11 protein-coding genes are annotated in these 13,375 nt (G+C 57.6%); all 11 read right to left on the bottom strand.

What is annotated here, in order from left to right:
- Window positions 1-31 precede the first annotated feature (31 nt).
- The 11 genes from ACJJIQ_RS21730 to ACJJIQ_RS21680 all read right to left on the bottom strand — a co-directional run bounded on the left by ACJJIQ_RS21730 (window position 32) and on the right by ACJJIQ_RS21680 (window position 13,297).
- Window positions 32-1,354, bottom strand: coding sequence for an adenylosuccinate synthase (locus tag ACJJIQ_RS21730; RefSeq protein ID WP_413664100.1), 1,323 nt, complete (start codon window positions 1,352-1,354; stop codon window positions 32-34).
- Between the two features lie 112 nt (window positions 1,355-1,466).
- Window positions 1,467-2,660 (bottom strand): ATP phosphoribosyltransferase regulatory subunit, encoded by a 1,194-nt coding sequence (locus ACJJIQ_RS21725; protein ID WP_445363016.1) that lies wholly within the window; start codon window positions 2,658-2,660, stop codon window positions 1,467-1,469.
- Between the two features lie 199 nt (window positions 2,661-2,859).
- Complete coding sequence (gene hflC, locus ACJJIQ_RS21720; protein WP_445363015.1) at window positions 2,860-3,759, bottom strand: protease modulator HflC; 900 nt, start codon at window positions 3,757-3,759, stop codon at window positions 2,860-2,862.
- A gap of 11 nt (window positions 3,760-3,770) precedes the next feature.
- Entirely contained in the window at window positions 3,771-4,925 is a 1,155-nt protein-coding gene (gene hflK, locus ACJJIQ_RS21715) for an FtsH protease activity modulator HflK (protein WP_445363014.1), read from the bottom strand.
- A gap of 186 nt (window positions 4,926-5,111) precedes the next feature.
- The gene (hflX, locus tag ACJJIQ_RS21710) at window positions 5,112-6,422 is read right to left on the bottom strand and encodes a ribosome rescue GTPase HflX (protein WP_413664097.1); all 1,311 of its coding nucleotides are present in this window, start codon (window positions 6,420-6,422) and stop codon (window positions 5,112-5,114) included.
- A gap of 131 nt (window positions 6,423-6,553) precedes the next feature.
- Window positions 6,554-6,838, bottom strand: a complete 285-nt coding sequence (gene hfq / locus ACJJIQ_RS21705) for an RNA chaperone Hfq (RefSeq protein ID WP_020413623.1) — start codon at window positions 6,836-6,838, stop codon at window positions 6,554-6,556.
- A 191-nt stretch (window positions 6,839-7,029) separates the two neighbouring features.
- Window positions 7,030-7,953, bottom strand: a complete 924-nt coding sequence (gene miaA / locus ACJJIQ_RS21700; protein ID WP_445364841.1) for a tRNA (adenosine(37)-N6)-dimethylallyltransferase MiaA — start codon at window positions 7,951-7,953, stop codon at window positions 7,030-7,032.
- A gap of 70 nt (window positions 7,954-8,023) precedes the next feature.
- A complete protein-coding gene (mutL, locus tag ACJJIQ_RS21695; protein WP_445363013.1) occupies window positions 8,024-9,910 on the bottom strand; it encodes a DNA mismatch repair endonuclease MutL in 1,887 nt (628 codons plus the stop codon).
- A 45-nt stretch (window positions 9,911-9,955) separates the two neighbouring features.
- Window positions 9,956-11,266, bottom strand: coding sequence for an N-acetylmuramoyl-L-alanine amidase (locus tag ACJJIQ_RS21690; RefSeq protein WP_445363012.1), 1,311 nt, complete (start codon window positions 11,264-11,266; stop codon window positions 9,956-9,958).
- A 55-nt stretch (window positions 11,267-11,321) separates the two neighbouring features.
- A complete protein-coding gene (tsaE, locus tag ACJJIQ_RS21685; RefSeq protein WP_444943353.1) occupies window positions 11,322-11,816 on the bottom strand; it encodes a tRNA (adenosine(37)-N6)-threonylcarbamoyltransferase complex ATPase subunit type 1 TsaE in 495 nt (164 codons plus the stop codon).
- Complete coding sequence (locus ACJJIQ_RS21680; RefSeq protein WP_445363011.1) at window positions 11,816-13,297, bottom strand: NAD(P)H-hydrate dehydratase; 1,482 nt, start codon at window positions 13,295-13,297, stop codon at window positions 11,816-11,818. The genes tsaE and ACJJIQ_RS21680 overlap by 1 nt, the downstream gene beginning before the upstream one ends.
- Window positions 13,298-13,375: the final 78 nt, after the last annotated feature.

Genomic DNA, 13,375 nt, shown 5'->3' with positions numbered 1-13,375 from the left:
GACTGCACATTCACAACCGGGCGGTCAGGGCTTAAACGCTAGCGTTGTGAATACCCATTTCGCACAAAGCGGAAGATTCGCGAACAATGGTTTCGTTGCGATCGGGGCCTGTAGAAACAATATCTACCGGAGCGCCCACCAGCTCTTCGATTCGAGCGATATAGGCGCGTGCATTGGCCGGCAAATCTGCTTCACGACGCACACCAAAAGTATTCTCTGTCCAACCGGGCATAGACTCATAAACCGGCTCGACACCTTCCCAACCTGCGGCATCAAAAGGTACTGGTACTTCTTCACCAGCGCTGTTGCGGTAGCCCACACAAACCTTTACCTCCTCGAGGCCATCGAGAACATCCAGTTTGGTCAGGCACAGGCCAGAAATACTGTTGATTCGGATCGCGTGGCGCACAGCAACAGCGTCAAACCAACCGGTGCGGCGCTGGCGGCCAGTGGTAGCGCCAAACTCGTGACCTTTTTCACCCAGGTGACGACCAACTTCGCAGTCCAGCTCAGTTGGGAAAGGACCACCGCCAACGCGGGTGGTGTAGGCCTTGGTAATGCCCAATACATAATCCAGGTACAGAGGACCAAAACCAGAACCAGTAGCGGTACCGCCAGCAGTGGTATTAGAGGAAGTTACGAACGGGTAGGTACCGTGGTCAATATCCAGCAGGGAACCCTGGGCGCCTTCGAACAGGATATGCTCTCCGTTCTCGCGCGCTTTGTGCAGGTGATCGGCAACGTCGGTGATCATCGGCACCAGTTGCTCACGCCAGATTTTGGCCTGCTCAACGGTGTCCTCATAACTGACCGGGTCAACTTTGTAGTATTCGGTCAGAGCGAAGTTGTGGTAATCAATCAGCTCTTTCAGCTGGTGGCAGAAGTTATCCCAGTTGCACAGATCACCCAGGCGAAGACCGCGACGAGCAACTTTATCTTCGTAAGCGGGACCAATACCGCGACCTGTAGTACCGATCGCTTTGGCGCCGCGTGCTTTTTCACGGGCCTGATCGAGGGCAACATGTACTGGCAAGATCAGCGGACACGCCGGGGAAAGACGCAGGCGCTCGCGAACAGGAACTTCACGCTCTTCCAGCTCAGCCATCTCTTTCAGCAGCGCCTCCGGGGAGAGCACCACACCATTGCCGATCAAGCAGGTTACGCTGGGGCGCAGGATACCGGAGGGAATCAGGTGCAGTACGGTTTTTTCGCCATCGATAACCAGGGTGTGGCCCGCATTGTGACCACCCTGGAAACGCACTACCAGCGAGACCTTCTCGGTTAGCAAATCGACAATCTTGCCCTTGCCCTCATCGCCCCACTGGGTACCCAGTACTACTACATTCTTGCCCATCTGTATAAATCTCTAAACTCAGGTTTTTCTCTGCGGGAGCCGGGGCCCCACATAAATGGATGTCTGCGGGTAGGCCCGCGCGATAATAGGCACATCCACTGCGCCCGAAAAATCAGTCTCGTGGTTTTACTACCCACGAATCACCCTCAGCAACCAGCTCTCGGTCACAGCGGGAATCCAGTTCACTATCGGCACCACCAGCGAGGGCTGTGATGACGACTTCACCTTGAGCCCGCAGCTCGTGAATCGCCTTCCACAGTTCAGCGCCCTGGGAGCCTCTGACATCTGGCGCCAATATCGCAGCGCCCTCTTCAACGGCAGCGCTGCCCAGATTACTCAATGCCACCAGGTCACTACTGAAGCCTGTTGCTGGGCGATCGCGCCCAAACACGGCCCCGATACCGTTGTAGCGTCCACCGTTGGCCAATGCCTGGCCGTGGCCCGGTGTGTAGGCGGCGAATACCAGACCTGTTTCATAGTCGTAGCCGCGTACTTCACTCAAATCGAAGAACAGTGTCACCTCTGGATAGCGCTCATTCAGAGCCTCAGCTACCTGCCTCAAATCGGAAACTGCCGCCAGCAAATTTTGCGGGGCTTCAGAAAAGAGTTCGCGGGCCTTATCTAGGCATTCCCGTCCCCCAACCAGCCCCGGGAGCGCCTTCAGCCACTCGGCAGCCTTCTGGTCGCCAACATTCTCCTCAACCCACTCGCACAGATCAGCAGTCGCCTTGCTCTGTAACATTGCCAACAGGGCGCTGCGCTGCTCGTCATTGAGGCCCGCCGCTTCAACCAGACTCTGGTAAATCGCGACGTGGCCCAGGTCCAGGTGCACTTGGCTGACACCCGCTACCTGAAGGCTTTGCAGCATCAGCGAGATCACCTCGAGGTCTGCACCGAGGTTGTCCACTCCAAACAGCTCCGCACCAACCTGTATCGGCGCTCGCGAGCCCATCGGGGTTCGCGGCTTGGTGTACACCACCTGACCGGCGTAGCAGAGGCGGTTAGCGCCTCTGCGGGGAAAGCTGTGGGCATCGATCCGCGCAGTCTGCGGAGTCATATCCGCGCGTATACCTAAAGTGCGTCCAGATATCTGGTCGGTAACCTTAAAGGTGCTCAGATCTACATCATGGCCCATCCCAATCAGGAGGGACTCGGTGAATTCCAACATCGGCGGTATCACCAACTCGTACCCCCAGCAGTGGTAGAGGTCCAGTAGTTGGCGGCGCAGAGTCTCCAATTGCACGGCATCCGCAGGCAGAATTTCTGCAATGCCATCCGGTAACATCCAGCGATCGGCTTGAGTCATGATGAAATGAATTCGTCAGCGAAGAAATTGCGGTGCCACAGCGCTTGCCACAAACGAGCCGCAGCACTTCCCACAAAAAAACCGGGCTGAGCCCGGTTTGCGTGATTTTAGCACCAAGTGCTAACAGGAAGGTAGGGTTATCGAATCTAACCCGGCGCCTATAGCACCAGTTGCCCAGTGCTACACAGCATTTTCAGCCCTACTCTCCTTTCGGGTCTTTCAGGTAGCGGAAGAATTCGCTATCTGGATCGACCAGCAGCATATCTGACTTGCTTCGGAAGGACTCCTTGTAAGCCTGCAGACTGCGGGTAAAGCGGTAAAACTCCGGATTCTTGCTGTAGGCCGCAGCGTAAATAGCTGCCGCCTCTGCATCACCCGCACCGCGTAACTCTTCCGCCTGGCGGTAGGCCTCGGATTCAATCACCACTTTCTGGCGATCTGCGTTGGCCTTGATACGCTCACTAGCCTCCTCACCCTTGGCGCGGTGATCCCGCGCTTCCAGTTCACGGCCGGCGCGCATCCGCTGGAATACGGACTCGGAGACTTCCGGCGGCAGGTCGATGCGCTTGACCCGCACATCGATCACTTCCACACCCAGACTCTTCTGGGCAACCTGACTCAGGTTCTTGGTGATCTCCGCCATTAGCGCATCGCGCTCATCCGTATCTTCCTTGTCTACGTTCTCACCGCTGACTACCTCGTGCAGTGTGCGCACACCAAACTGGTTGCGCAGGCGGTCGTTGATTTGCTCTGACAACAGACGCACCGCATTGCGCTCATCACCGCGAGTGGCGATATAGAACTTATCCACATCGGAGATTCGGTACTTAGCGTACGAATCAACCATCATAAATTTGTTCTCACTGTTGAGCATACGCACGGGGCTGGAATCCACCGTTTGAATGCGCGCGTCAAACTTGCGCAGCTTTTCCGCAATAGGAAACTTGAAGTAAAGCCCCGGCTCGGTATAGGTGCGCACCAGCTCACCAAAGCGCAGCAACACGGCTTTTTCAGTCTCTTTCACCACAAAGGCGCTGGAGGAAAGAACCAGCACGCCCAGCAGGATGACAACAATAATACCCAGTGTTTTGTTATTCATATCATCCCCTCCTAGCGAATAGCCTGGCTGCGGCGGCTACTGGCGGTATCCTGGCGCAGACGCTCAACAATACGCTGGTAGACTTCCTCAATCATGACCGGCGAGGTGCCCTGGCTCTGGGCCGCGCGCACCGCACCCGCACTCCCCTGTGCCAGCTTGTCCAGCGGTAGATACATCATGTTATTGCCGCCCTCGACGTCCACCATCACTTTGGAGGTGCTGGACATCACATCCTGCATCGCGTCCAGATAGAGGCGTTCGCGGGTCACTTGCGGGGCGCGCTCGTATTCGGCCAGCAGCTTCTCAAAGCGCACCGCCTCACCGCGGGCACTCTCCACTACGCGGGCCTTGTAGGCCTCGGCCTCTTCGATAATGCGCTGAGCCTGACCGCGAGCCACCGGAATTTTCTCGTTGGCGTAGGCCTGGGCTTCATTTTGCAGACGCACTTCGTCCTCACGGGCCTTGGTGACATCGTCAAAGGCATCCTGAACCTCGCGCGGCGCCTTGGCGTCAGTGAGGTTGACCACATCCACTCGAATACCGGTCTGGTACAGATCCAGATACTCCTGCAATCGCTGCTGAGTATCGGCAGAGACCTGGGTCCGGTTCTGTGAGATCACACCGTTGAGGCTGAGAGAGCCGACGACGTGGCGCAGGGCGCTATCGGTCGCCTCCTGTAAACTCTTCACCGGGTCGCGAACCCGCAGAACGAAGGACTCGGCATCGCCAACCTGCCACTGCACGGTGAGTACCACCTCTACAATATTGGCGTCTTCGGTCAGCATCTGCCCGGTCGTGCGCTCGGTGCGCACCTCGGTCATATTCACCTTGGTCACGCTATCGATCAGCGGCGGATTCCAGTGCAGACCGGCGGACTCTGTCGAGTGGTATTTACCCAGGCGCAAAACAACCGCCTGTTCGTTGGCATTGACCTGATAAATCCCCAGGCCACCGTAAATCAATACAGCGAGACCAATCACCAGTACCCAGGGAAATTTGACAGAGTCGCCACTTGGGCTGCCGCTGCCACCACCACCAAACAGGCCACCTAGTTTCTGCTGAATTTTTCGCAGTAGTTCATCGAGATCGGGCGGGCCTCCGTTATTGCGGTTACCGCCACCACCCCAGGGGTCTTTATTGTTACCACCCGGCTCATTCCAGGCCATTTAACTTACTCCAACTATGATCACTTAATCTTTTACTTCGGCGGATTCTAGCATCCATTGCCGACAAAATATTGCCGACAGGCCCTAGCCTGAGGCAAGTGGGCAGTCTGCGGAGACCAACCCCGAACAAATTCGACTAAAGGTCGTAATATGACCTGAATTTTAAAATCAATGTTTATACGACAACTACTCGGCAATGGGTTCTTCCAAAACCCATTCCGGCGCGTCATTGCCAGCAATATGTGGCGCCAGCAGACGCTGGAAATCACTACGCGGCAATAATATTTGCAATTCGCAGTCACCATTGTCGCGGTAGACTTCCGACTGCACCGCATTAATTTCAAATAGCTGCGCTCGCAGCCTGGACTGATGGGGCTTCACTACCAATTGCCCGCGCACCATTTGCTCGCCCAGGCGCTCGGCAATAGCCTCAATTAAAAGTTCACAACCCGCGCCTGTTACCGCAGAGAGCCAAACTGCTCGGGGTACACCCTGATCATCCCGGTCTATACGCGGTTCAAAATCTGCCAGCAGGTCAATTTTGTTATAAACCACCAGTTGCGGCAGTTCTGAAGCATCAATTTCCTCCAGAACCGTTTGCACCTCTTCCATCAGGTGTAATCGATCATCTGCCGCAGCGTCCACCACATGTAGAAGCAACGTCGCACTGGCGGCCTCTTCCAGGGTTGCCCGGAATGCCTCTACCAGTTTATGCGGCAAGTGAGAGACAAATCCCACCGTATCAGCCAATACCATGGCGCCAACATTGGGTAATTCAACCCTGCGCATGGTCGGGTCGAGGGTGGCAAACAATTGGTCCCTGACATAGACATCTGCATCGGTCAGGCGATTAAACAGAGTCGACTTGCCCGCATTGGTGTAGCCGACCAGAGATACGGTGGCCATTTCTGCCCGGGAACGCGCGCGGCGCCCCTGCTCCCGCTGGCGGCGTACCTTTTCCAGCCGCTTCTCGATGGAGTCTATGCGCGCGCGCAGCAATCGCCGGTCTGTCTCCAACTGGGTTTCACCGGGTCCACGTAGGCCGATACCACCCTTTTGCCTCTCCAGGTGGGTCCAACCTCGCACCAACCGCGTTGCCATATGGCGCAGCTGGGCCAATTCCACTTGAAGCTTACCTTCGTGAGTTCGCGCACGCTGGGCAAAAATATCCAGAATAAGCCCTGTGCGATCCAGCACCCGGCACTTTAATTCGCGCTCAATATTGCGCTCCTGACTCGGAGACAGGATGTGATCAAAGATAACCAGGGCGGCTTCCTGATCTTTGACTACCTGGCGAATCTCCTCCAATTTACCTCGGCCAACAAAGGTCTTTGGGTCTGGAGTGGCGCGCTGGCCGAAAATAAAACTGACAGGATCTGCTCCGGCAGATAGGGCCAACTCCTCAAATTCACGAGGGTCGTCGGGACTGTCGATGGCGGAGAGTTCTAGGTGTACCAGTACTGCGAGCTCACCGGATTCCGGTCGATCGAAAAACAATGGGAATTCTCTATTGCGAAAAGGGCGCGATAAGCCCTGACTGAGGTGACAACCGGCAAGCCCTGCAAGGGGCTCACCGAGCTGCTGGCGCCCCGGCAAAACGGGGTGCAGGTGAAATTGATACGGATCTTTTAGCTAAAGGATTCGCGCTCACCGCCTTCACCATTACCCTCGCCGCCATGCTGGGCTGCGGGATTCAATAGCGGTACGCGCACTGCACGCGACGGAACAACCGTAGAAATGGCGTGCTTATACACCATTTGGCTCACAGTATTTTTGAGTAACACCACGAACTGGTCGAAGGATTCAATTTGCCCTTGGAGCTTGATGCCGTTTACCAGATAGATAGAAACCGGAATACGCTCTTTGCGCAATACGTTGAGGTAAGGGTCTTGTAAGCTGTGCCCTTTTGACATCTTTTTTCTCCTTGTCAAAAAGCTGAATGCGGTATGCAGGCCGCAATCGCACCCGCGAAGAGCGCGGATCAAAAAACGACTGAGGTTGAATACGCGTATAAGTAGTGTAGTAGCGAGCCGGAAAAGGCCGGACTCTGTGAAAACTGACTGAACGGGCTTGTCGTTTAATAGCCCAACCACGTTATGGATGCTTAAGCGAGAAATTTCAAGGCTTCTGCCAATATTTCGTCATTCTCACGCACCCCACCTTGCTCATCCTGAGTGTACAAAGTTAGCAGGTCTGGCCAGCGCCGCAGCCAGGTTAACTGGCGCTTGGCAAGCTGCCTCGTCGCCGCAATTCCAGCGGCCACCATATCATCGTAATCGGTTTGGCCTTGCAAGTGTTGCCAAACTTGCCGATATCCCACCGCGCGAATTGCCGGTAAGTCCTCGTGCAGGTCTCCCCGGTCCAGCAGGCCCTGGACTTCATCAATAAAGCCCGCCGCGAGCATCTTGCGAAAACGCAGTTCAATACGCTGGTGAAGCAGGGATCGATCGCGGGGCATAATGGCCATCTGACACACTTGGTACTGCTCCTGTATTCCCCCAGCTTCCTGCTCGCGACGCAACTGCGAAAGCGGAACACCGGTGAGGCGGTAAACTTCCAGCCCCCTTTCGATACGTACCGAATGGTTGGGATGTAGCTCAGCCGCCAACTGCGGGTCCACCTGGGCCAGCTCCGCATGCAATGCAGGCCACCCTTCACGCTCTGCGCGAGCTTCAATTTCTGCTCTCACCGCTGCGTCTGCCTCAGGCAATTTTGCCATGCCTTCCAACAGAGCACGGAAATACAACATAGTTCCGCCAACCAGTAATGGCACTTTACCAGCAGCGGTAATTTCTGCCATAGCTTCCAGCGCATCTTTGCGGAAACGACCTACCGAATAAGACTCAGACGGGTCACAGATATCGATCAAACGGTGAGGGTATGCAGCTAGCTCTTCCACTGAGGGCTTGGCCGAGCCGATATCAAGGCCTCGATATACGAGAGCAGAATCAACACTAATTAATTCCACAGGCAAACGATCGGCGAGCGCCATGGCCAGATCCGTTTTGCCGGAGGCCGTTGGACCCATCAAGAAAATTACACGGGGCTTATCACCCGGCAAGCTGTTATTCAAACTACCACCCACTTCTGCCGCGTACCTATTGGCCGCGCATAAACCACTTATCCATATCTGCCAGTTTAACCTGGGTCCAGGTCGGGCGACCGTGGTTGCACTGGCCACTGCGCTCCGTGCGCTCCATGTCCCGCAGCAGAGCATTCATTTCAGGGATTGTCAGACGTCGGTTTGCGCGAACAGAACCGTGACAAGCCATTGTCCCCAGCACTTCGTTGATACGCTCACCAATACGGGCGCTGTCGCCCTCGCCGAGCAGATCCGAGAGTACATCGCGCACCAGCTGTTCCACTTCCGCGCCGTGCAGCATTGTGGGTACCTGGCGCACCAGCAAAGTCTCCGGGCCAGCCCGCTGCAATACGAAACCAAGCGCGGTAAACACCTCGCTGCGCTCCTCGAAGCAGTCCGCTTCCCGCTGGCTGACAGCCAGGCTTACAGGAACCAGGAGGGGTTGAGCCTGAATTCCACCGGCCGCATAAGCCACTTTCATCTGCTCATAGACAATGCGCTCATGGGCAGCGTGCATATCGACAACAACCATCCCATGCTCGTTTTGCGCGAGAATATAGATTCCATGCAACTGCGCCAGAGCAAAGCCCAGCGGCGGCACTTCGGATTCGCTTTCAATGCCCGCACCGGCCCCTATGGTCGTCCCGGAAGATGCTTGGGGCACGGGCACTGGCCGGCTGCTAGGAGCATCCTGCAGCTGTTGTGTCGCCGGGGATGAGTCCTGATACGGTTGGTGCAGAGCGCCGTAAGCATTCATCTGCTCGCGCAAATTTGAGGGCGAGGGACGATTGCTGAGTGGCATTTTATGCTGCCCGGCAAATTCACCGGCCTGCAAACCCGTGACCTGTTCCTGGCACTCCTGCTCTGGCTCGCTTTCTGTTTCCTCTTTCTGCCCCGGGCGCACATCCGCCAGGGCCCGGTGCAAACTGCCAAACAGGAAGTCGTGTACCAGGCGACTATCGCGAAAACGCACTTCGTGTTTGGTCGGGTGCACATTCACATCGACGGAAGCCGGGTCCAGCTCCAGGTAAAGTACAAATGCCGGATGGCGACCGTGGTACAAAACATCGGCGAACGCCCGGCGCACCGCGTGGCTGACCACCTTGTCGCGAATAGCCCGGCCATTGACATAAAAGAATTGTAAGTCGGCCTGGGAGCGCGAGAATGCGGGCTCCGCAACCCACCCCCACAGGCGAAGGCCGCTGCGCTCCACATCGATATGCAGCGCATTCTGCATAAATGCCGGCCCACACACCTGGGCCACACGGCGCTCCATTTCCACCCGCCCGGTGCCCGCGCGCAGATTATGCACACCCTTGCCGTTGTGGCGCAGGCTGATAGAGACATCAAATCGGGACAGCGCCAGACGCTTAATCGTCTCGTCAATGCGATTGAATTCTGTTTTTTCTGTGCGCAGGAATTTCCGCCGAGCAGGCGTATTGAAGAACAGGTCGCGCACATCCACCGTGGTGCCACGGGGGTGAGCCGAGGGCGCGAGCTGCGCCTGCATGTCGCGGCCCTCCGCACTTACCTGCCAACCCTTGCCACTTTCATCGCGGCTGCTGGTCAATGCCAGGCGCGCCACCGAGGAAATACTGGCGAGGGCCTCACCGCGAAAGCCCAGGGTGGCCACCGCCTCCAGGTCTTCCAATGCATGAATCTTGGAAGTCGCGTGGCGGGCCAGGGCCATTGGCAGGTCTTCCCGCTCTATGCCCTTGCCGTTATCGCGCACTTTCATGCGCTTGCTACCACCGCCATCCACATCGACCTCTAGCCGTGTAGCGCCCGCATCCAGGCTGTTTTCCAGCAACTCCTTGATTACTGATGCCGGGCGCTCAACTACCTCACCAGCTGCAATCTGGTTGGCGAGGCGGGGAGAGAGTTGCTGGATTTTATCGTGCATGAATCTGGCCTGTTAATGCTGCAAGGACCGCTCGACACTGAGGTCTCAGCCGGAAGGAATACTCAGGGTCTGCCCCACTCGAATCACGGAGTTCTTGATGCCATTCGCTCTCATCAGGGCGGCGACGGAGATATTATATCGCGCCGCGATACCCGAAAGGGTCTCCCCGCGAGCGATAACGTGGTTGCGAGATTTATCGCTCTGGTTGGCGGCGAGCCAGGTATCCGCCGGGGGACGGCTCTTAAAGTGCGCCACTATACCGTCACTGAGCTTTTGCGCCAGCTTGCGCTGGAAACTGGGATCGCGCAGGCGTTTCGCTTCCTGGGGATTGGTAATAAAACCCGTCTCCACCAAAATTGAAGGCACATCCGGCGAACGCAGCACCGAGAAATTGGCCTGCTCTACCTGTTTTTTGTGCAGGTGAGTGACGGTGCCAATCTGTGACAGCACACTGGCGCCGATATCCAGGCTGGCATTCATGGTGGCAGTCATAGAAAGGTCGAGCAATACGCCGGCCAGGGTGTCATCCTTATCGCCCAGACTCAAACTGCCGGCGCCACCGATAAGGTCGGACTCGTTTTCCCGCGCGGCTAAAAAGCGGGCGGTTTCACTGGTTGCACCCCGGGAGGAGACCGCGTAGACCCCAGCGCCACGGGCATCTTTACGGGTAAAGGCATCGGCGTGGATCGACACAAAAAGGTCCGCACGCATATTGCGCCCAATTTTTACCCGTTCCCGCAGAGGAATATAGTAATCCCCTGTGCGCACCAGTTTGGCAGTAAAGCCCTTCTCACCGTTTATCTTTTTGTGCAGCTGTTTGGCAATCGCCAGCACCACATCCTTTTCCCGCAAGCGACCGGGACCGGAAGCCCCGGGGTCTTCCCCGCCGTGCCCTGCATCAATAGCGACAATGATATTGCGTTCACTACTGACCTGCTCCAGCGTCTTCTCGCTGCCTTTAACCTCGTCATAAAGGTCGATCACCAGCCGGTCCGGCAGACTTTCGTGGCGCGGCAGAACAAAGCTGCGCGGATTGATCTGCTGCTTAAGGTCCAGTACCACCCGCAGGTCGCGCTTGTTTTGACGGGCGTGGCGCACCCGCGCGATCGGGGTCTTGTCCAGGTCCAACTTATCCAGCTCTGCTTTCAGCTCAGTCCCCGAGAGATCGACAACCACCCGGTGCGGGCCCCTGAGGGTAAATAGCTTGTGCTCCGCCGGGCCACTCAAGTCAAACACCAGGCGCGTATGGTCGGGGGCGCGCCACACCCGCACACCATCCACGTCTACCGCAGAGGCCGGCAGGACAGCAGCCAACCACAGCGCGACAATTGATAGAGACCGCCACATCAAACTCATTACTTCCCAGCCCCTTTGCTTATAGGTATCGGTAATTCCCTGTACTCTGGTGTTTTCAGGATTCTGGCAACAACTTTTGCAGTAGATCCAGCACCCGCTCCCCCTGGGGTGAATGCGCGATCAACCTGAGCTGGCGGCCGCTTTCAGGGACATCCAACTCAACCTCCAGGTCCGGGGCGGGCAGTATGCCCTCGCCCCGTTCGGGCCACTCGACCAGACTCAAGCTCTGCGCAGAGAAGTAATCCCGCACCCCCATAAATTCCAACTCTTCCGGGTCACCCAGGCGATAGAGGTCGAAGTGGTAAACCCGGTGCGCACCGAGATCATAGGGCTCCACCAGGGTATAGGTGGGACTCTTTACTGCGCCCTCGTGCCCAAAGGCCCTCAGCACCCCCCGGCAAAAAGTCGTCTTGCCCGCACCCAGCTGGCCGTGCAAATACAGCGTCAGCCCCTGCTGCAGGCCCGCCGCGAGACAGGCCCGCCCGAGCGAGTTGCCGCCGGATACGGTGGCTGCTTCATCAGCCAAATGCAATGTCAGTTCACTCGCCATCAATCTACCAAACGTCTAATCCAGGGTAATAAATCCGTCGCGAGCAATCCGCGCAGGCCCTCTTCGGCAGCGCGATTGCCCGCCTCTCCATGTAACCACACCGCCAGTCGGGCAGCCTCCAGTAGCGGCAGGTGCTGACCAATCAATGCTGCGATAATGCCAGTGAGCAGGTCCCCCATACCACCGGAAGCCATACCGGGGTTACCCGTGTTGATCAGGTCAACGCCGCCATCGTGTGCAATCAGGGTGCCGGCGCCTTTTAATATCACTACGCCACTGAATTTTTGCTGAACTGCCACGGCAGCTGCGCGCGGATCGGCAAGCACCTCAGCGGTATCACAGCCCAGGAGGCGGGCGGCCTCCCCCACATGGGGGGTCAGCACCCAGTCGTCCCGCCGCACCCCCGCCAGGACCCGGCCCCCGGCGAGAATATTCAAGGCATCGGCATCTACGACCAGGGGTACCTGAGCGCGGCCGGCTCGCGCCAGCAGCTGCTCACTCCAGGGGGAGCGCCCCAAACCGGGGCCCACGGCAATCACGCTGGGGCCTTCGAGCAGCGGTTCCAGCTCCTGCCCGGAGATCACCGGGTGGGCCATCACTTCCGGGCTGCGGGTCAGCGCCGCAGGCAAGTGCTCGGGGCGGGTCGCCAGGGAAATCAGCCCGGCACCACAGCGCGCAGCAGATTGCGCGGCCATCAATGCGGCACCGCCGAAGCCGCTATCACCACCCACCACCAGAATATGGCCAAACTGGTTTTTAAAACTATCGGCCGCGCGCGCAGGCAGGCGACGGATGGCATCCCCCTCGTAGCGCATAGCCAAGGGTTCGACCGCCCGATAGGCGGCCTCGGGTGCCCCCAAGTCTTCGAAAATCACCTCTCCGCAGAGCGCCGGGCCGCGACCGCAGTAGAGCCCCATTTTGCGCCCGATAAAAGTCACCGTCATATCGGCACTGACCGCCTCGCCGGCACTGCCGGTATCGGCACTCAGACCGGAGGGGATATCCACCGCCAACACCGGACCGGGGCTTTTGCGGATTCGCTCAAGCGCATGCGCCACGCCGGAACGCAGCTCACCGCTAAAGCCCGTTCCCAGCAGCGCATCCACAATTAGGGTATTGGCATCCGCCGTATCCAGCTCTGCGAGGGAGTTCACCACCTGAACACCCTCCCGGCAGGCGTACTCATAGGCCTCGCGGGCGTCGCCGCTCAGGTGCTGAGGATCGCTACACGCATAGACGGTGACCGGGATTTTCTTTTGTGCGGCAAGCGCGGCTATCACATAGCCGTCGCCACCGTTGTTCCCACCACCGCAGAAAACCTGGAGGCGGCCGATCTCCGGCCAGCGCCTGCGTAGATGTGAAAAAGCCGCGCGACCGGCGCGCTTCATCAGTTGGATAGAGGGGATTTCCAGTACAGCAATTGTCTGTCGATCCAGCTCACGTACCGACTCGGCACTGTATAGAGGTTGAGGCGTGTCCATGCAGCTCCCGCGATGTGGTCAAGAATTCATCTGTGGCAAAATAGGCAATTACATCGCCATCGTTTGCGCCAACCGCAA

It is taken from the genome of Microbulbifer maximicatervae (SeqCode) (assembly GCF_052468295.1).
Note: the sequence above shows the minus strand (reverse complement) of the source record. Positions and strands in the feature narration are given on the sequence as shown.

Bases quoted from the DNA above. Each gene is read 5' to 3' on its own strand.
- ACJJIQ_RS21690 (WP_445363012.1), bottom strand. From the start codon at position 11,266: ATGAGTTTGATGTGGCGGTCTCTATCAATTGTCGCGCTGTGGTTGGCT.
- hfq (WP_020413623.1), bottom strand. From the start codon at position 6,838: ATGTCAAAAGGGCACAGCTTACAAGACCCTTACCTCAACGTATTGCGC.
- ACJJIQ_RS21725 (WP_445363016.1), bottom strand. From the start codon at position 2,660: ATGACTCAAGCCGATCGCTGGATGTTACCGGATGGCATTGCAGAAATT.
- miaA (WP_445364841.1), bottom strand. From the start codon at position 7,953: ATGGGTCCAACGGCCTCCGGCAAAACGGATCTGGCCATGGCGCTCGCC.
- hflK (WP_445363014.1), bottom strand. From the start codon at position 4,925: ATGGCCTGGAATGAGCCGGGTGGTAACAATAAAGACCCCTGGGGTGGT.
- mutL (WP_445363013.1), bottom strand. From the start codon at position 9,910: ATGCACGATAAAATCCAGCAACTCTCTCCCCGCCTCGCCAACCAGATT.
- ACJJIQ_RS21680 (WP_445363011.1), bottom strand. From the start codon at position 13,297: ATGGACACGCCTCAACCTCTATACAGTGCCGAGTCGGTACGTGAGCTG.
- ACJJIQ_RS21730 (WP_413664100.1), bottom strand. From the start codon at position 1,354: ATGGGCAAGAATGTAGTAGTACTGGGTACCCAGTGGGGCGATGAGGGC.
- tsaE (WP_444943353.1), bottom strand. From the start codon at position 11,816: ATGGCGAGTGAACTGACATTGCATTTGGCTGATGAAGCAGCCACCGTA.
- hflC (WP_445363015.1), bottom strand. From the start codon at position 3,759: ATGAATAACAAAACACTGGGTATTATTGTTGTCATCCTGCTGGGCGTG.